The sequence below is a fragment of the Hymenobacter puniceus genome (assembly GCF_014333525.1).
GTDB lineage: Bacteria > Bacteroidota > Bacteroidia > Cytophagales > Hymenobacteraceae > Hymenobacter.
In genome coordinates, this window is sequence record NZ_JACSCX010000004.1 from 21,634 (window position 1) to 39,912 (window position 18,279).

General features: G+C 59.0%; 13 protein-coding genes and 3 tRNA genes. 5 read left to right on the forward strand and 11 right to left on the reverse strand.

From position 1 onward, the window contains the following. Positions 1–5: 5 nt before the first annotated feature. On the reverse strand, positions 6–1,097 hold the full coding sequence (locus tag H8B14_RS12415; protein ID WP_187315974.1) for a prenyltransferase/squalene oxidase repeat-containing protein: 1,092 nt from the start codon (positions 1,095–1,097) through the stop codon (positions 6–8). Between the two features lie 484 nt (positions 1,098–1,581). On the opposite strand from H8B14_RS12415, the gene H8B14_RS12420 reads away from it, so the two are divergent. After that, the gene (locus H8B14_RS12420; RefSeq protein ID WP_187315975.1) at positions 1,582–2,532 is read left to right on the forward strand and encodes a UbiA family prenyltransferase; all 951 of its coding nucleotides are present in this window, start codon (positions 1,582–1,584) and stop codon (positions 2,530–2,532) included. 2 nt (positions 2,533–2,534) lie between these two features. Here the strand turns inward: H8B14_RS12420 and H8B14_RS12425 are convergent, their stop codons facing one another. The 4 genes from H8B14_RS12425 to H8B14_RS12440 all read right to left on the reverse strand — a co-directional run bounded on the left by H8B14_RS12425 (position 2,535) and on the right by H8B14_RS12440 (position 4,899). Next, positions 2,535–3,407, reverse strand: a complete 873-nt coding sequence (locus H8B14_RS12425; protein ID WP_187315976.1) for a glycosyltransferase — start codon at positions 3,405–3,407, stop codon at positions 2,535–2,537. 1,117 nt (positions 3,408–4,524) lie between these two features. Next, positions 4,525–4,598: transfer RNA gene (locus H8B14_RS12430), tRNA-Arg, on the reverse strand. A 50-nt stretch (positions 4,599–4,648) separates the two neighbouring features. Then, positions 4,649–4,722 (reverse strand) — tRNA-Pro (locus H8B14_RS12435). 89 nt (positions 4,723–4,811) lie between these two features. Further along, positions 4,812–4,899 (reverse strand) — tRNA-Ser (locus H8B14_RS12440). Positions 4,900–5,100: 201 nt separating this feature from the next. Here H8B14_RS12440 and H8B14_RS12445 point away from each other — a divergent pair. From H8B14_RS12445 to H8B14_RS12460, 4 genes are all read left to right on the forward strand, one after another. Further along, positions 5,101–6,069, forward strand: coding sequence for a vWA domain-containing protein (locus tag H8B14_RS12445; RefSeq protein ID WP_187315977.1), 969 nt, complete (start codon positions 5,101–5,103; stop codon positions 6,067–6,069). Then, positions 6,066–7,058, forward strand: a complete 993-nt coding sequence (locus tag H8B14_RS12450) for a tetratricopeptide repeat protein (protein WP_187315978.1) — start codon at positions 6,066–6,068, stop codon at positions 7,056–7,058. Before H8B14_RS12445 ends, H8B14_RS12450 begins: the two co-directional genes overlap by 4 nt. Positions 7,059–7,135: 77 nt before the next feature. Then, entirely contained in the window at positions 7,136–8,317 is a 1,182-nt protein-coding gene (locus H8B14_RS12455; RefSeq protein ID WP_187315979.1) for an acetyl-CoA C-acyltransferase, read from the forward strand. Positions 8,318–8,531: 214 nt separating this feature from the next. Beyond that, complete coding sequence (locus H8B14_RS12460) at positions 8,532–9,995, forward strand: toxin-antitoxin system YwqK family antitoxin (RefSeq protein WP_187315980.1); 1,464 nt, start codon at positions 8,532–8,534, stop codon at positions 9,993–9,995. A gap of 92 nt (positions 9,996–10,087) precedes the next feature. On the opposite strand, the gene H8B14_RS12465 is transcribed toward H8B14_RS12460, so the two are convergent. The 6 genes from H8B14_RS12465 to H8B14_RS12490 form a co-directional block, all read right to left on the reverse strand. Continuing rightward, the gene (locus H8B14_RS12465) at positions 10,088–11,386 is read right to left on the reverse strand and encodes a sensor histidine kinase (RefSeq protein WP_187315981.1); all 1,299 of its coding nucleotides are present in this window, start codon (positions 11,384–11,386) and stop codon (positions 10,088–10,090) included. A gap of 187 nt (positions 11,387–11,573) precedes the next feature. Continuing rightward, entirely contained in the window at positions 11,574–12,950 is a 1,377-nt protein-coding gene (locus tag H8B14_RS12470) for a sigma-54-dependent transcriptional regulator (protein WP_187315982.1), read from the reverse strand. Between the two features lie 51 nt (positions 12,951–13,001). Beyond that, positions 13,002–14,201, reverse strand: a complete 1,200-nt coding sequence (locus H8B14_RS12475; RefSeq protein ID WP_187315983.1) for an ABC transporter permease — start codon at positions 14,199–14,201, stop codon at positions 13,002–13,004. 93 nt (positions 14,202–14,294) lie between these two features. Further along, positions 14,295–15,575 carry an ABC transporter permease gene (locus tag H8B14_RS12480; RefSeq protein WP_187315984.1) on the reverse strand — a complete coding sequence of 427 codons (1,281 nt, stop codon included), beginning with the start codon at positions 15,573–15,575 and terminating at the stop codon, positions 14,295–14,297. A gap of 182 nt (positions 15,576–15,757) precedes the next feature. Beyond that, a complete protein-coding gene (locus H8B14_RS12485; protein ID WP_315984831.1) occupies positions 15,758–16,426 on the reverse strand; it encodes an ABC transporter ATP-binding protein in 669 nt (222 codons plus the stop codon). Positions 16,427–16,716: 290 nt separating this feature from the next. After that, entirely contained in the window at positions 16,717–18,126 is a 1,410-nt protein-coding gene (locus tag H8B14_RS12490; protein ID WP_187315986.1) for a TolC family protein, read from the reverse strand. Positions 18,127–18,279: the final 153 nt, after the last annotated feature.

Below are 18,279 nucleotides of genomic sequence, written 5' to 3' on the forward strand. Positions count from 1 at the left end.
AGCCCCTATACCTGAGCAGCACCGCTGAGCGCCTGCTGGTAGCGCACCAGGGCTTCCACGCAAAAGCCAGTAGTCATTTCTTCTGAGCCCCAGCCTAGCATGCGCTTGGGGCCGCCATAATAGATAAGCCAGCGGGGCCATGCCCCGTCAGCACACTGGGCCTGCATAATGTAATTTACAGCCGCTGATAATTCGGGTGGGTAACTACGTAAATTGAGCAGACTGCACACCGCCCAGGCTGTATCAACGAGGGTTTCACCCAAGCGCCCATCTGGTTGAGACTGAGCCAGAATCCGGTCGATGATAGGCTGTCGTAGTGGTTCAAGTTGCGTGATGCCGACGTGGTAGCAGCGGGTGAACGAGTAATACACAAAGAAGTGGTCTAGGTACCACAGGTCACAGGTGCCCTCCCGCTTTTCAGCAATGATGCGCAGCAAATAGGCAATAACTGGTTGTGTTTCCGGAATATCTCCCAGGTAGTATAAGGCATTGGCATTGACAACGCCATCCACATCGTTGCGGCCGGCCTCTACACCACGCCAGAAAAGCAGGCTTTTTACAGGATGAAGCAGCTCCCGTGCTGCAACGCGCCAGAAAGTACGGTTAGGCACCCAGCGTAGGCGAAGCAGAAACCAGGAGTAGAATAATCCCTGGCCATTTCGGTTTGCTAAAATCAGGGGCACATTGGTGGGCACCGGACAGGCAATACCCCGCGCCTTTAAGACGGCTGACACACAAGCGGTGTCATCGATGTCAAGTGGGCACAGCTTGCGCAAATGGTGCAGATTAGTGAAGTGGTTCCAGAGCCCGCCATGGTTCATCTGATTGCGCAGAAACTCCGTAGCCCGATCGAGCATCTGACTCACTTCGGGTCTTTCGGCTACAGGCAGCAGGCAATGTGCAACTAATGCAGTAGGAAATACAGCGCTGTCGGCATATTTCCAGCCTTGCATAGGAGCGTCAAGCGCACAATAGGCAACAAACTGGCCATCAACTAATTGGCGTTGCTGTAAGAAAGCAATAGCCCGATTGACAACCGACTTAACGTCGTTTTGCTGATCAGGCCGGGTAGCTAAGCTAGCTGCTGGACATTCCATGAATTTTCAGAAAAATAGCATCAATCTACTGATTACCAATTCAATATCTTACAAACCACCACTTGTGCACGATTGTCGTAGTCCTTACTCAGCTGTGTCTGAAAACTCCAACACGGTCCTGCTGAGCTGGCCGGAGCCTCCGGCTTCCTTTGATTACTTGCACAACTAAGCAGTACAGATGCTTCGATAAGCTCAGCAGAACGGTCTGCAAGTTGCAAACTACTTTTCAGACACTGCCAAACCTGGTCTTAATACGCAGAAATAAAGGGCAAAGAATTGAATAAGCTGGGATATAACTGGAAAGTATGCTCTTCCTTTGTGTAAGGTAAAGCCCGGATAAAGTGGCTACTATACTGGAATGCTGAATTTCTACCATCCGCAGTGAATGTCACGAATACAGACAAATAATACCCCTGCCTTGCGGGGGCCTTTACTGGAAATAGCGCGGGTACAAGACTGGTGGAATTGTAAATTTTCTCCGGTGATGGCCACTTTCTACGCTTCGGCCTGCCTCATTGGGGCGCCCGTGTGGCCCTTGGTGCCCAAACTGCTGCTACTGTTGCTAAGCCTGACAGTGGGGGCCACTTATGTAAGTATTATCAATGATTGGACTGATCAGGCAGATGACCTTATCGGCGGAAAGTACAACCGGGTAGCCAATAAGGCTCCCTGGCTGACGGCTCTGGTGCTGCTACTATGCCTGGCCATCGGGCTTGCAGTGGGCACCTATTTTTGGCGAAGCAGCCCGCTAAGCGGCTTTCTGTACCTGTGTTCCTGGGTAGCATTTTCGGCGTACTCCCTCCCGCCTTTGCGCCTAAAAAAACGCGGTCTGGCAGGTGTAGTAGCTGATGCTTCTGGCTCCCATATGTTTCCCCAGTTGCTCACTGTTTCACTGGTGTCCGCCTGGACCGGCCATCTTTTGCCCGGTATGTGGTACGTTGCCATCGGCACTTGGGCCTTTGCTTGTGGTCTACGCAATATTCTGCTTCATCAACTCAGCGACGTTGAAGCTGATGCCCAAGCAGGTGTCGACACGTGGGTGTTACGCCAAGGACCACAGCGTGTGCAACGGTTTGGGCAGTTGGTCCTTTTTCCTATTGAACTGGTAGCATTCGGTTTATTGCTACTGTTAAGCAAACAGCTCTGGCCCGTGGCATTCCTGATAGTGTACGCCGCCTTGGAAGCCTTTAAATGGCGCATGTGGAATAACCCGCCTCATATTCTTCAACCTAATTCGCGTATTTTATTAGGCGAGTATTACGAGGTATTTTATCCGGTAGCTTTTTTGTTTGCCCTTTACGCACAGCATGCTAGCAACGGATTGGTGCTTGTCTTACATGTACTGCTGTTTGGAGCAATTTACTGGCAACTTCTTTCTCTGCTAGGCTGGGCTGGCTATTTGGTGGTGCGTAAAGCCATAATGCGTCGGAACTAATGTCAACCTTCTTGCGCTATAGCTACTAGTTTGTGTGCCAGCACTTCTGCAGCATCAGCGGGAACCATAGCACGGGCACGCCGGGCCGCTTCTGCACTAATCTGTGGCCAGCTAGCCTGAGCAGCCCAGGCGCGCTCCAACGCTTCGTCTAGCGCCTGGATGGTTGGCGCCGTCGCCAGAAAACCCGTTTCGTTATCAACCAACAGCTCTCCTATACCACCAGCATCGGCAGCAATTGCCAGTCGCCCCGAAAGCATTGCCTCCACCAGTGCCAGTGGCAGGCCCTCGTGGCGGGATGGGAGAATCAGAGCCTGATGCTTCCTCCAGACATGCGTTACATCGGCTACGTGGCCTCCAAAGCTGACATGGCTACCTAGCTTCAGAAAATCAACCATTTCACGCAGAGCAGGCTCGTCAGGCCCGCTTCCATATAAAGTAACATGCAAGGCCCGCTTCCGCCATTTGGATTGGGAAAGCACTTGTAATAGCAAGTCCTGCCCTTTGTCGGCCACGTGCAGGCGGGCTACACAGGCCACATGCACCAGCCTATCGGCTGAAGGAGTTGGCCAAGGCAACTCCCCTTGGAAAGGAACATTAAACGGGTTCCATATAACTTCCGCGCCCGGCAACAGCATACCCAGTTGCAGTTGCGTGATTGTCAGGTTATGACGCGACACAAACAAGCAGCGCTGAGCGGCCCGAAAAGCCTGTTGTACCCGCAGCCGCTCTAAGTAAGGCGGCAGGAAAAAATCGATAGCCTTCTGCGATAACAAGACATAAGGTAAACCTCGAAGGCGGCAAACATCAGCAAAGATAAATCCATCGAAGTTGGACCCCTGTGAGATGATTGTAAGATGCGGTTGCAGAGCGTCCAAGCCCTTTCGCAGAATCTGCTGACCAGTTCTGCGTTGAGTATACTGTCGACGATAGGGAAGCATCCGGTTGACTATACGCCGACGCAACGTAGGTACCGGATCAAGCTCTGTTATCACACATCCGGCAGCAGATAAAGCCCTCAAGCGTGGTTGCCTGCTATCTACATTGGTCTTGAAGGCCTGTATGGTGTGACCAGCGTGCGCTAGAAAGAGTGCAGTACCAGCCCACAATTCTTCACTCCCCCCCCAATCTCCAGTGCAAGAACTGACAAAGGCAATGCGTAAAAGCGGAGTTGTATCAGACGTTGAAATTATTGACCTGGTCACAAACCGGAAAAACTAAAGGTGTAGCGCATACTAGGGCGTACATTAGAAAGAAGCCGACAGTATTTTTGGCACATTAAAAAGTTTCAAATATACTCTTCAAATATAGCAGTAGCTATTCATTCCTTCGACTCATGAATAGATAAATATTAATAGTGGAATTCCTGAAGCATTTCATCCTCTCACTAGCGAACAGTCAACCTCATCCGCTACAAGGGCAGTTGAAAAACAACCTTACCAATGCATCAGACACATTGAGCCACTTAGAGTCATTTGACCACCACCCCACACGTAGCAGTAGGTGGCGCCGAAGCTACATTACCGCTGAACGTGGGCCTACCCAATGGCCCGGCATGAGTGGTATAAATAGGTCACCTGTGCCAAACACTGGTTCTGGCACGGTAACACCCGACAGTTGGAGTATGCTATGTAGGTGTTAAGTTTTCAATTAACCGCTACACAAACTATCTATCAGCATCTGACCAGGCAACTTATCTGTGCATCACGCTTTCTTGAGCCACCACTAACTACTTCCGGGATGCTGTTATCATGTTGCTGCGCAGCTTAGTCATTGCTCAATTCATGCATCGAGGAAACCAACGACTACGGCATGCTCTACTTTATGAGCAGTAAAACGATACGACGTACCTATTTAATACTACTTTAAGAACAGCCAACACATGAATATCTGCTTCCACTAAACAGTTATTCAAGTTCAAATGCAGAATACACGCTGTTGTGTGCATCAATAAAAAACCACTCAGCTAGCAAGCTAAGTGGCTGATTGTAAATGTGGCCCCGATGTGATTCGAACACATGACCGGCTGCTTAGAAGGCAGCTGCTCTATCCAGCTGAGCTACGGGGTCAAAAACAAATAGCCGCCCGCCCCAGAGGTGGGCTGACGGCTATTCGACGGTCGGGGTGGCAGGATTCGAACCTGCGGCCTCCTGCTCCCAAAGCAGGCGCGATACCGGGCTACGCTACACCCCGAAAAAAGAATGAGGAATTGAGAGGTTGAGATACTCATCTCGAAAGCAATTGACATTGCCGCTTCTCAATTCCTCATCTTAAAAGAACTGTGGAGAGGGGGGGATTCGAACCCCCGGTAACCTTTAGAGCTACGGCAGTTTAGCAAACTACTGGTTTAAGCCACTCACCCACCTCTCCAGTGGTGGTCTCTTCCGGCTGAAGAGTGTGCAAATATACTAGGAGAACCGATAAACACCCCTTCATCAAAAAAAATATCTTCAACTTGGTCGAACCAACCCTTACCCATCAGGCTGCGCCAACGGCTATCTTTGCCTGACGCCATTACCTTAGCTGCGTTGCTTTTCGCATGATATTCATTTCGTTGCCTGCTCTTTCATCATGCTAAACTGGGCTTACTCTGTGTCGTGGAAAGAGGCTGCGGCGCTCAGTATTTTTTTTGCGCTTTACCTCGGATTCATCTTTCGTACACGCCGGTTGGCGGCGCCACTCAACCAGAAGGGCTGGCGGCTGAGCTGGAAATTAGCTCTTCGTTTCCTGTACGTGGGCTTACTGGGAGTGGCTCTGCTGGGGCCAGCCTATGGGCTCACCCGGCAGCCAGTGCGCACTACTGGCAAAGATGTATGGCTGCTTGTAGACTTGTCGCGCTCCATGGACGCCCCGGATATAGCGCCTACCCGGCTACAGAAAGCTAAAGCAGAGCTGGCTCAACTAGCAAGCCGCTTCCAGGCTGACCGGATTGGATTGATTGTGTTTGCCGCGGAAGCTTACATACAATGCCCGCTGACGTACGACCAAGGTGCGCTGCAACTGTTTCTGAGTACGCTGCAAACCAACCTAGTGCCTGGCGGTACCACCGACCTCACCCCTCCGCTGGAGCTAGTACTGGCTCGCCTCAACAACTTACCAGCTACGACTCCCCGTGCCACCGCGCTGGTTCTGGTGAGCGACGGCGAGGATTTTGGGGAGAACCTGGAGCCAACGCTCCGGCTGCTGGCCCGCTCCGGCGTGCGCCTGTTTGCTCTTGGGGTGGGCACACTGGATGGCTCCCGGCTGCCGCGCGCGAAAGGCGGCTTCGTGCGCGACGCCCGGGGCCGCGACGCTGTAAGCCGCCTCACTCCTGCCCCGCTACAGCGACTGGCCGAACAAACCGGCGGACGATATTTCGAGCTGTCTGACCGGCGCGACGAGTTTCCGTTGCTGGTGAATGCGCTGAACCGGCTGGAGGGCCAGACGGAGCAAGTACGCACCGTGTCAGTAGCCGACAACCGATACCGCTATCCGCTGGCCCTGGCGCTGGCCCTGATGGCTCTGGACATTCTACTCACTGTTCGCGTAATCAAGCTATGAAGTACGCGGGGCTTCTTCTGGTAACGATTCTGGGAGGTTGGGGCAGTTTAAGCAGCATTCATGACCGCAACGAGGCTGTAGCGCTAGCTCAGCGGGCCTACCGCCGCGCCGATTTTGCGCAGGCTGCTCAACTATATAATAAAGCCGTGCAGCAGCTTGGCGCCACAGACGAAGCTATTCTACTGAACCTTGGCCATGCCAGTACGCGCGCCGGCCAAACTTCTTTGGCCCGGGCTGCTTACGGGCAGCTACTAACCAGCCGCTCCACTGAGGTGCGCAGCGCTGCCCAGCAGCAATTAGCCTTGCTGGCCACCCGCAAAGGTGACTTTGCCCAGGCGCTCGGCCTGCTTCGGCAGGCGCTGCAAACCAATCCAGCCAATGCAGTGGCCCGCTACAACTATGAGGTGGTGAGCGACTACCTGACGCGGCGCCAGCAGGATCCCACTATTCCGCCGCCAGCGCCGGCCGACGCTTCTTCCGGCACCAATAGCCGGCCCGAGCGTGCTGCCGGCCAAAGCTCTGCCCCGCAGCCGCGCGCCGGCCAGGACCAATCGGGCCAGCTTGACGACCCCGAACGGCCCCAGGACCGGCAGAATCCGGCGCAGCCCCAACGCAACCCCAACGGCCAGCGCGACCCAAGCCAGTCCAGCACGCAGCCCGGCAATAGTGCCAGTGGCAATTTCCGGCCAGGCCAAGGCATGCAGCGCAGCGTTGCACAAGGCAGCCAACCCGGCAACACCCGCGGCCTCAGCAGTTCTGCTGAAAACCCAGCCACCGCTGGGGGCACCACCGGCCAGCCCGGCACCGAAACCGCCACCGCCAGCGAGGCACAGCTGCAAACCCAGCGCGCCCGCCTGCAGCAAATGAACCTCAGCAGCGGCCAGGCCCGGCAGATTTTGGAAGCCCTCAGCGCAGCCGAGCAGCAGTACCTGCAGCAATTGCCGCGCCCGGCCACTACCAAGCCCGACCCCAGCAAACCAGCGTGGTAGACTGGTACCGGGCGGCACATCTGCCAATCACTCGTACCTTTACCGGCACATTCCAATCCAACCCCCACCCCCGTTTTATGCAAATCAAAGAAGTAGTAATTGTATCGGCCGTACGCACGCCCATCGGCTCATTTGGTGGCAGCCTGGCTTCGCTGTCGGCTATTGAGCTGGGCGCCATTGCGCTGAAAGGCGCGCTGGACAAAGCGGGTGTTGACGCATCGGAAGTGCAGCAGGTGATTATGGGCAACGTTATTTCGGCCAACCTGGGCCAGGCGCCGGCGCGCCAGGCGTCCAAGAAAGCCGGCTTGCCTGATACTGTGGAGTGCACTACGGTAAATAAAGTGTGTGCGTCAGGCTCGAAGGCCATTATGTTTGCCGCACAAGCCATCATGCTGGGCCAGGCTGATGTGGTGCTAGCCGGTGGCATGGAAAGCATGTCGAACGTGCCCTATTACCTCGACAAAGCGCGTTTTGGGGCTAAATACGGCCACGGCCAGATGATTGACGGCCTGATGAAGGACGGCCTCTGGGACCCGTACCACGACTTCGCCATGGGCGTAGCCGCCGACCGTACTGCCACTCACTACGGTATCAGCCGCGAAGATCAGGACGCCTTTGCCCAGCAGAGCTACGAGCGTAGCGCCGCCGCAGCCCAGGCCGGCAAGAAGAAAGACGAAATCGTGCCCGTAACCATTACGGTGCGCGGCAAGGAAACCGTTATCAGCGACGACGAGGAGTATACCAAGGCTGATTTCAGCAAGTTTGCGGCGTTGAAACCGGCTTTCGGCAAAGAAGGCTCTGTAACGGCGGCCAACGCTTCCACCCTTAACGACGGCGCGGCTGCCGTGCTGCTCATGAGCCGCGAAAAGGCGGAGCAACTCGGTGTGAAGCCGCTGGCTATCGTACGCGGCTTTGCCGATGCCGAGCAGGCCCCTGAGTGGTTCACCACTACACCTTCGCTGGCTATTCCGAAGGCGCTGAAACACGCCGGCCTCGAAGCTTCCGAAGTGGATTTCTACGAAATCAACGAGGCTTTCTCAGTGGTTTCGCTGGCCAACAACAAGCTGCTGAACCTGGAAGGCAAAAACGTGAACGTATATGGCGGTGCTGTGAGCCTGGGCCACCCGCTAGGCGCTTCCGGTGCCCGCATCGTGACGACGCTGCTGAACGTGTTGCAGAATGAAGGCGGCAAAATCGGTGTGACCGGCATCTGCAACGGTGGCGGTGGTGCCAGCAGCATCGTGCTGGAGAAACTCTAATCACGGATTTAACCGGATTATTCGGATTTCACGGATTTTGTAGTCGATTTCCGAAGTAACATAAGGCCCTGCCGCGCTGAAGCGGCAGGGCCTTATGTTTGGCTGGATATTTTTGGAAATCTCAACCACTCTGCGTGCCTTGGTGCCGCCTTAGTGCATCGGCGCAGAAAACCTGCGGCTGCACTATCTCACCCGGACTTTCGTTCTTGCCGCTATGAAAAGAATTGCCATTGCCCTGCTCCTGCTCACGGCCGCTACCACGGCCCAGGCCCAGAAGATGCGGCGCTTCACCACCTATTTCGACTCCACCAACACACGTAAGCGCGAAATTTACTCGGCCGTGGTGGCCGGCGACACGTTGATGGAAGGGCCCTACAAAAGGTTTTACCGCTCCGGCAAGCTGGAAGCTCAGACCCGCTATGCCGGAGGCAAGCGCGACTCAACCTACGTGGAGTTTCACCCCAGCGGGCAGCGCCGGCTGGAAGTCACGTACCAGCAGGGCGTGCGCCAGGGGCCTTTCAAAACTTACTACGACAACGGCAAACCCGCCCAGGAAGGCACCTACGACAACGACCAGCCTACCGGCACGCTGCGCTACTACCACCCCAACGGCGAAGTGAAGTTGGAAACTACGCTGGCCGCCGGCCAGCCCGCCGGCGCCGTGCGCGAGTTGTATCCGTCGGGCAAGCCCAAGGTGGAAATCACCTACCAGAACGGGCAGGCCAATGGTCCGGCCAAAACCTACTACCCCAACGGCCAGCTCCAGAGCGAAGCCACCTACAGCCGCGGCCTGCTGGCCGGCCCCTACAAAACCTATTACGACAACGGCCAGGTGGAAACCGAAGTGCTGGCCGATAAGTCGGGCAAGGGCAGCTACCGCAGCTACTACCGCTCCGGCAAACTCCAGACGGAAGGCAGCTACGTAGCCAGCACCTTCGCGGGCCGCGCCGTGAAAAACCCACTCGGCGACGACCTCACCAAGCAGGCCCGCAGTCTGGCCGGCGGCACCTCCAACCTCGAAGGCCCCGCCAAAGCCTACTACGAAAGCGGCGCCATCAAAAGCAAAATGACCTACCGCCAAGGCGTGCTGACGGGCACGCAGGAGGATTTTTACGAATCGGGGAAGCCGGAGCAGAAGATCGAGCACGCCAACCAGGGCCGTGACCGGAAAGTGACGGCCTATTTCGAGGATGGCACCGTGAAAGCCGAGCAGCAGTTCAAGAACGGGCAGCCGGCCGGGCAGTGGCGCACCTTCCATCCCGGCGGCAAGCAGCCCGCCACCCAGGAAACGTATGCGAATGGGCGCCTGGCCGGTGAAAAGCTGAGCTACTCGCCCACCGGCACGGTGCTCAGCAAGCTGCTCCACGAAAACGGCAAACCCACCGGCCTCGGCCAGGAATTTTATGCATCGGGCAAGCTGAAGGCGGAAACCACCTACGTGAAGGGGCTCAAGACCGGACCTTTCCGCCAGCTCCGCGAAGATGGCACCCCGGAAACCACCGGCTTCTACCGCAATGGCAAAGAATCGGGCGTGTGGACCACTTTCGGTCCTGATGGCAAAACCGTGCAGCAGAAAACCACTTACCGCAACGGCCAAGTGGTACCCGAAGGCACAGCCACTCCGGCCGTACGGCCCATGCCCAGCCGCAAGCCCGCCGCTCCTGTCAAGCGGAAATAGCGGTCAGTAGGGCGAATTTTGCAGTTCGCGTACCTACGCTAATAAGATGAATCACGCTGAACGACGCGAGGACGCGCACTACAAAGTTCGCCCTACAGCCAGATGGTAAACGCCGTGCGGCCGTTGGGCTTCGTTTCAAGACTGAAGCGGCAGTTGTGTTGCAGCAGAATGTCGCGGGTGAGGGTGAGGCCAATGCCCTGGCCGTCGCGCTTGGTGCTGAAGAAGGGCGTGAACAGACGGCGCTGCACCTCGGGCGCCAGGCCGGGACCGTCATTTTCGATGATGAGCTGCGCGGGCTCCTGACGGGTATGCACCCAGATGTTACCGTCTTCCCCGATGGCCTCCTGGGCATTTTTGCAGATGTTGAGCAGGGCCTGTTCCAGCTGCACCGGGTCTACCTCAGCCACTAGCGGCGCGAGTGCCAGCTCCCAGTGCCACCGGATACGGCGGCGCTCGGCCTGCACCTGCAGCAGCCGCGCCGTGGTCCGCAGTAGCTCGTGCATATTGGTGGGCTTGGGCTGCGGGGGCGGCAGGCGCACGAGGGTGGCGAAGTTGGCCATGAAGTTGGCAAGGTGGGTGTTGCGGCCGATGGATACGTCAAGGGCTTCCTGGAAATCGGGCTGGTCCTGGGGCTGCAGCTGGGGGGCGTAGTGGTGGAAGCTCTGCAAGATGGAGTTGATGGCCCCGATAGAGTTGTTGATTTCGTGGGCCATCATTCGGATCAGCTTCTCGTAGGCCTGCTTTTCCTGCCGGATCAACTCCTGAGTCAGCTCCTCCAGCACAATAAACCGCCGCGTGAAGCCCCGATCAATAAACCGCGAACTGTGCGCCCGGTACGTCTGCAGGCCCGAGAGCTGCACCACCTGGGGCTGCGTTTCGCTCAGGGCCGCCAGGGCCGGGCCCCAGTCGCCGGGCAGGTGGGCGGGCAGCTGGCCCAGCAACTGCGCGGCGGGCTGCGCGAGCATCCGCTCGGCGGCGGGGTTTACGCCCTCAATCTGCCCCTCGAAAGACAGCAGCAGCACCCCGGCCGGCGAGGCCCGGATCAGGCTTTCCAGCAAATGGTTTTTCTCGTGCTGCGTGATGCGCTCCTGCCGCAGCGCGTCAAGCATGTGGTTGTATACGTCAATGAGCTGGTCCATGTCGCGCTGGCCCACAGGCAGGAATTTCAGGGAGAAGTCCTGGGCCCGGATGGCTTCGGTGCCGGCCGCAATCAGCTGCAATGGCCGCACAAAGCCTCGGTACAGCCGCCACGACAGCCCCAGACTCACCAGTAGCAGCCCTTCCAACCCTACAAACAGCGCTGCATTCGTGGTCCGCACCTGCGCCGCCAGCACGATGAGCACGCCGTGGAGAATGACAACGAAGAGGATGAATTGCAGGCGCAGGGACATAAGGCATTAGTGTGCGTGGAGAACAAAGAACGTCATGCTTCATCTGGCGTCTGCGCAGCGCAGCGGAGTCGAAGCATCTCTACTGCTTCGTTGCAATTACCTTGATTAGCAAGAGGTAGAGATACTTCGACTCCGCTGCCCTGCGCTCAGCATGACGTTTTGGGGTTGCTACTGGGCCGCCTCGCTCCTACTCCGCGTCGAACGGAATGGCGTATTTCTCCAGCCGGCGGTAGAGCGCGCCGCGGCTTAAGCCTAGGGCTTTGGCCACGCGGCTGATGTTGCCGCCGTAGTGCTCCAGGGTACGGCGGATCATCTGGGCTTCCAGTTCGTCGAGGGTGATGGTGCCGGGCTCGGGCAGCTCGCTGGCGGCAGCTACGCGCGCGGCGGGCTGAAACTGGGCCTGGAAATCCTCGGGGCCCAGCTCGTCCTTGCCCGACACCAGCACGGCCCGCTCTACCAGGTTTTTCAGCTCCCGGATGTTGCCCGGCAGCGGCTGCTCCTGCAGCCAGTGGCGGGCGCGAGTGCCTACCTTCAGGGCCGGGCGGTGGTAGGTGGCGCGCAGCCCGTCCACGAAGTGCTGCACCAGCAGCGGAATATCCTCGGGCCGCTCGCGCAGGGCCGGCAGGCGCACCGTAATCAGATTGATGCGGTAGAACAGATCTTCGCGGAAACGGCCCTGCTGCACCAGCTCGGCCAGGTTGCGGTTGGTGGCGCAAATCACGCGGATATCGAGGCGGCGGGGCTTGCTGTCGCCGAGCACCTCGTAGGTGCGGTCCTGGAGCACGCGCAGCAGCTTCACCTGGCTGCTCAAGTCCAGCTCCCCGATTTCGTCCAGGAAGATGGTGCCGCCGTTGGCCAGCTCGAAGCGGCCCTGGCGGTCGGTTTTGGCATCCGTGAAGGCCCCGCGCCGGTGCCCGAACATCTCACTCTCAAACAACGAAGCCGAAATGCCGCCCAGGTTCACCTTCACGAAGGGCTGCCGACTGCGCCGGCTGTTCTGGTGCACGGCCTCGGCAATCAGCTCCTTGCCCGTCCCCGATTCGCCCTCGATGAGCACCGAGGCATCGGTGGCTGCCACCTGACCCACGCTGCGCAGTACGTGCAGCAGGCGCGCATCCTGGCCCACAATGGCGCGGAAATCATACTGCGCATCAAGCTGGCGGCGGCTAAGGGCAGCGGGGTCGGCCGCGTCGGGGGCGGCCAGGGCCAGCACCGTGCCGATGGTTTGCAGCAGGGCCTCGTTGTTCCAGGGCTTGGTGATGAACTCGGCGGCTCCGGCCTTCATGCCTTCCACGGCCAGCGCAATGCTGCCCCAGCCCGTGATGAGGATGACCGGCAAGGCCGGCCGCAGCCTTTTCACTTGATTTAGCAGTTGCAGGCCGTCCTGGCCGGAGGTATCCAGGGAGTAGTTCATGTCCATGAGCACCAGCTCGGGCGGGGCACTTTCCACCACCCGCAGAGCCTCCTGGGGCGTGGCTACGGCCTCTGAGGCATAGCTGCGCTGCTTGAGCAGCAGCCGCAAAGAGGTGCGCACGGCTATGTCATCGTCGATAATCAGAATCATAAGGCAAGGACGAAGGACGGAAATCGTCAGATAACTCTGTGCTGGCAGGCTTTATTCTTCCCGCAATGCCACCGCCGGATGAATGCCGGCTGCCAGCCGGCTGGGGTAGAACGCGCACAGCGCCGTGATGACGTATACGGCCACACCCGCCACCGCAGTACCAGCCAGGTAAAACTTTGGCTCCAACTCAAACGCCCCCAGCAAGGGAAACTGCACCGCCAGCAAACACCCCAGCACCACGCCCAGCGTACTGACGACCAGCATTTCACCCAGAAACTGCCGGCTGATGGCCGCGCCGGTGGCCCCCATAGCCCGGCGCAGGCCTATTTCGGCCCGGCGCTGGCTGATGTTGTACCACAGCACCCCGAACAACCCCAAGGCCACATTTACAATCAGAAACAGGCTTACCAGCGCCAGCCCCGCTGTCGGCACAATGGTGTAGCGGCGCTTGTGCAGGCGGTCCTCGTCCACCACGCGCACCATGGTGGTCCACTGGCGCGTGACGCCGGCCACGGTGCGGGCTATTTTTTCCTGCAACTCCCCGCCCGCGCCCGGGGCCACGCGCACTACCACGTTGGCCGTTTCCCAGCGCGTCGAGTCAAAAGGCAGCAGGCGTTTCCAGAGGGAGGGTACAGGTGGGCCGAAGTCGTTTTCCATGCGCACGTTTTCCACCACACCCATCACCTGAAACTCGTCTTCGGGCTTGATGTCGGGGCCAGGCTCGGCCCAGTAGAAGATTTTGCCCAAGGCCGGCTCGTTGCCAAACAGGGCTTCGCGCAAATCCTGGCTGATGACCACCGGCCGGTGGTGGCTGCCATCGTCGGCCTTGGCAAACCAGCGGCCTTCGCGCAGCTTCAGCCCCATTACCCGGGCGTACTGGTCGTCGGCGTCGTATATATTCGACTGCTCCGACTTGCGGCCTTTGTAGCTAAACGCGGACGTATTGGTGCGAAAGACAAAGGGCATATTGTCGCTGGCGAGGGCCACCTGCCGGACACCGGGCAGGGCCTGTACCTGACGCAGCACCTCGTCTAGCTCAGTGCGGGGCATGGTTGCGTTCTGGCCGGCCCTGATTTCGAGCCGCCACACCTGCTGGTAGTTGAAGCCGTGGGGGGCCAGAAAGTTGGTACCGAAGGTGATGAGCATGGTGCCCACGGCAAACAGCACGACGAACGAGAAGAAGATTTCCGACACCAGCAGCAGGTTGTTGCGCTTGCGGTTCCAGATAAGTTTAAACAGATGACGAAGCATGAGGCCAAGTGGTGATGTAGTGAACTGGTGGAGTGACTTAGCGGACGTATGGTGAGCGACATTCGCCACGTCACCAGACCACTGTATCACGCTTTATTTCTGCTCGCCGCTGCCGCGCAGGGCCACTACGGGGTTGAGGCGCGACATTTTCCAGGCGGGGTACACGCCGCTCATCAGCCCAAACAGCAGAGCCAGCCCCAGCCCCCAGCCAAACACCCGCCAGCTGAGGCTGAACTGGGCGTAGGCTACCACGTGAGCCTGGTTGAGCAAAGCCAGCGCCCCGGCGGCCAGACCCAAACCCAGCAATCCGCCCACCACAGCCAGCACCACGTTTTCCACCAGAAACTGCCCCACCAGGTTGCGGCCCGTAGCCCCAAAGGCCTTCCGGACGCCAATCTCGCTGGAGCGCTCCAGAATGCGCGTCACGTTCAGGTTCACCAGGTTCAGGGCCGGCAACAGCATAAACAGCAGCCCCAGCACGGTACAAATCAGGTAGAAAGCCCCCACGTTGTCGTCGTCGAGGGTCTGGGAGTTGCCGGAACCTACGGACCGGGTGATGTGGAGGGCGCGGGTGAAGGTGGCCAGCATGGGGTCGGCGTAGGAATAGATGGCCTTCACTTCCTTGGGATTCGGAATTTCCACGCGCTGCACCATCTGGCGGTATTCTTCGCGCATGGCCGGGGCCGCCGCCGCCGTGGGCGCCAGCAGCACCACCAGAAACTCGCCCCCGATGCTGCTGTCGCGCACCAGTGAGGGGCTTAGGGTGTAGGGCACCCACACATCGGCGTAGGAGGCAATGTGCACCGCCGACACGTTGCGCACCACCCCGGCCACGCGGTAGCGTTTCAGATCTATTTCCATGGTGCGCCCCACCACGTCGGCGGTGCCGAAATAGCTGTGGGCGGTGGCTTCGTTGATGACGCAGACGTGCTGGGCCTGCGCCACCTCGGCCCCGGTGAATGCACGCCCGCCCACAAACGCAAAGTCCATGATCTGCCAGAAGTTTCCGTCGGTGTAGCGGATATCCAGCGGGAGCAAGCCGTTTTTGGTGAAAGCCGTGGCATCGTACACATTCGACGTCAGGGCTACTTTCTCCGGCGTCTTCATCCGGCGGATGTAGGTATCCACGAAATGCACGCTGGCGGGCCGGTTCATCCAGCCGTGGCCGTCCGCCAGCTCCTGCCGGATGGTATTCACGAACAGCATCCGGTCGATGCGCTTTTCCGGCATGTTGGGCCCCACCACGTGGTCTACCAGGGCCATCACTACCAGCAGAATCATCAGCGTAAAGCTCACGCCGAACAGATTGATGAAGGTGAAGAACTTGCGCCGTAGCAGGACTTTCCAGGCAAGTTTGAGGTAAGAAAGTAGCATCGGTTCTTAATTAGAAGTTGAGGGGCCGTTATGCTGAGCATGTGGCGCATAAAGCCAGGGTGCGCAGCCGTAGTCGAAGCATTTCTACCTCTGACTAACCAAATAGCATTGCAACGAAGCGGTAGAGATGCTCCGACAAGCTCAGCATGACGGTCAGGCAGCGGCGTGCAGCTAGCAACGTTCTAGGAAACCTGGCTGCCGTCGAAGAAGCGGATGAGGCGCTGGGTTTTCAGGGCCTGCTGCTCGTCGTGAGTGACCATGACGATGGTGGTGCCTTCGTGGCGGTTGAGGTGCAGCAGCAGGTCTAGTATCTCCTCTCCCATCACCGAGTCGAGGTTGCCGGTGGGCTCGTCGGCCAGGATGAGCTCGGGGCGGCCAGCCAGGGCCCGCGCAATGGCCACGCGCTGGCGCTGCCCGCCCGAAAGCTGGCCGGGAAAGTGCTTGGTACGCGCCCCCAGCCCCACCCGCTCCAGGGACGCCAACGCCCGCTCCCGCCGCTCCCGGCCGCTCACGCCACTGCGGTAGAGCAGCGGCAGCTCCACGTTATCGAGCACCGAGAGGTCGTTGATGAGGTGGTAGCTCTGGAACACAAACCCAATTTTCTGGTTGCGCAGCGCGGCCAGCTCCCGGTCGGAGTAGCTTTGCACGGGGCGGCCATCCAGCTCAATCTCGCCGCTGGTAGGCTCATCCAGCAGCCCCATAATGCTGAGCAGCGTGGATTTGCCGCAGCCGCTGGGCCCCATCACCGACACGAATTCGCCCTGACCGATGGTCAGGTTTACCTGGTGCAAAGCCACCGTTTCGATGGTTTTGGTCTGGTATACTTTCTCGATGTTACGCAGCTGCAGCACGGGCGGGCGGGTCGAGGACTGGGCCGCCGAAGCGGTGGGGCGAGCGGTAGACGAGGCGAGGATATTTTCCATGGAAGTAGTGAGAGGAGGTTGTCCGGTTGCGGGCAGTAAGCATACCGGATTGTGGTAGCCCTGCCAAGCTGAATGCCAATTATTCAAGATTCATTAAGTCAGATACTTACGATCTATCCTACTATCACACCCGCCGCAAAATGTGTCCGCTTCCGGACATGGTGTTCGGTTGCAGGCTTTTTGCAGGTTCGGGGCGGGCGCAAAGCAACGGCTTCGCGCTACTGCGCGGCCAGGGGCTGCTGCTGCTCGAAATCGTAGAGAGTAAGGGCGCGCAGGCGGTAGTGGGCCACCCAGGCAGCCCGCAGCGCCAGAATGTAGGCGCGGCGGGCCTGGTCTTTTTCGGCGGAGGCAATGGTGAGGTCGGTGAGGCTGATGCGGCCGACTTTGTAGGTGGCCTGGGCAATATCGTAGCGTTGGCGGGCCAGCGAATCGGCGCGGGTGGCCAATTCCAGCTGCTGACTGAGGGTGGTGAGCTGCGCGGCCTGCACCTCTACGCTGAGCGCAAAGCTGGCTTCGTCCTGGGCCACCTCGGCTTGCACCTGGCGGCGGGTCAGCTCGGCGGTTTTGACGATGGATTTCTGCCGCCCCCAGTCCAGAAGCGGCAGCGCAAACGTGAGCTGCACCTGCTGCTGGTTTTGCAGAGCCAGGTAAGTGTCCCAGAGGTTGCCGGCCTGGTTTACATAGCCCAGGTTGGCTGCCAGCGTAGCCTGAAAACCAGTGGTACCCCGCGCCAGAGCCACCTCCCGCTCGGCCTGCAACAGGCGACGCCGCAAGGCCAGCACCAAGCTGCGGTTCTGCTGCGCCTCAGCTAGCGCCCGGCCAGCCGGCACCACCAACCGCGGTGCGGCGGCGGGCACCGCTAAGCGCAGCTGCTCCGCCCGCAGGCCGGTGTAGCTTTGCAGGTCCACGGCCGCATTTCGGGCATCGAGCTGGCTTTGAGACACGGCCTGGCGGGCGTTCAGCAGGTTCAGCTCCAGCCGCAGCACGTCGCTCTGGGAGAGGCGGCCGAGCCTATACCGCTCCTGCCCGATGCGCAGCAGCTCCTCGTTGGCTTGCACGTTCTGGCCGGCTACTTCGGCGTTTACCTGCTGCTGCAGCACGTCAAAATATAGCTCCGTGATGCGCTGGGCAATGGTTTCGCGCTCCTCCACGTACTGGCGCCGGCTTTCCTCGTAGCGCAGGGGCTCAATCTGCCGGTCCCATTTCAGGCCGTTGAACCTGCCGAGGGGCTGGGTGAGGCCAACAGACACGGGCTGGTTGTTGTAGCGCTTCAGGCGGCCGTTGAAGTCGTCGAAGCGCTGCACCTCGGAGGCCACAAACACCTGCCCGCCGGTACGGCCGATATTCTGGCTGACAGTGAGGGCCAGGTTGGAGTTGTTGATGCGCACAGCCCGGAAGTTGGTGGTACCGTCGGGCTGCACCACAGGCGTAATCACGCGGCTGAAGCCCGGCACGGTACCCTGCAGACCCAGCTGGGGCCGGTAGTTGGCCTGATAGGCCCGCCACTGCCAGTAGCTTTGGTCGCGGCTGGTAGCAGCCTGTTTGGCCACCGCCGACTGGCTGAGCGCCAACTCAATCACCTGTGGCAACGACACAGCCGGCGGCTGGCGCTGAGTTAACGCGGGCATCGGGAGTAACACCATCAGCCCAATGCAGAGACGCGACACTTCGCGTTTCAGTGCGTGCTGATGTTGTTTTGGCGGGGTCGTTCTGACGGGAGACGCGAAGTGTCGCGTCTCTACAGCCCAGGCGGCCAGGGTGGAGAAAAGCTGGTGCATAGC

What these genes read in the sequence shown, in the direction of transcription:
- H8B14_RS12455 (WP_187315979.1), top strand. Translation starts at nt 7,136, where the DNA reads ATGCAAATCAAAGAAGTAGTAATTGTATCGGCCGTACGCACGCCCATC.
- H8B14_RS12475 (WP_187315983.1), bottom strand. Translation starts at nt 14,201, where the DNA reads ATGCTTCGTCATCTGTTTAAACTTATCTGGAACCGCAAGCGCAACAAC.
- H8B14_RS12490 (WP_187315986.1), bottom strand. Translation starts at nt 18,126, where the DNA reads ATGCCCGCGTTAACTCAGCGCCAGCCGCCGGCTGTGTCGTTGCCACAG.
- H8B14_RS12460 (WP_187315980.1), top strand. Translation starts at nt 8,532, where the DNA reads ATGAAAAGAATTGCCATTGCCCTGCTCCTGCTCACGGCCGCTACCACG.
- H8B14_RS12450 (WP_187315978.1), top strand. Translation starts at nt 6,066, where the DNA reads ATGAAGTACGCGGGGCTTCTTCTGGTAACGATTCTGGGAGGTTGGGGC.
- H8B14_RS12465 (WP_187315981.1), bottom strand. Translation starts at nt 11,386, where the DNA reads ATGTCCCTGCGCCTGCAATTCATCCTCTTCGTTGTCATTCTCCACGGC.
- H8B14_RS12415 (WP_187315974.1), bottom strand. Translation starts at nt 1,097, where the DNA reads ATGGAATGTCCAGCAGCTAGCTTAGCTACCCGGCCTGATCAGCAAAAC.
- H8B14_RS12420 (WP_187315975.1), top strand. Translation starts at nt 1,582, where the DNA reads ATGGCCACTTTCTACGCTTCGGCCTGCCTCATTGGGGCGCCCGTGTGG.
- H8B14_RS12445 (WP_187315977.1), top strand. Translation starts at nt 5,101, where the DNA reads ATGCTAAACTGGGCTTACTCTGTGTCGTGGAAAGAGGCTGCGGCGCTC.
- H8B14_RS12470 (WP_187315982.1), bottom strand. Translation starts at nt 12,950, where the DNA reads ATGATTCTGATTATCGACGATGACATAGCCGTGCGCACCTCTTTGCGG.
- H8B14_RS12480 (WP_187315984.1), bottom strand. Translation starts at nt 15,575, where the DNA reads ATGCTACTTTCTTACCTCAAACTTGCCTGGAAAGTCCTGCTACGGCGC.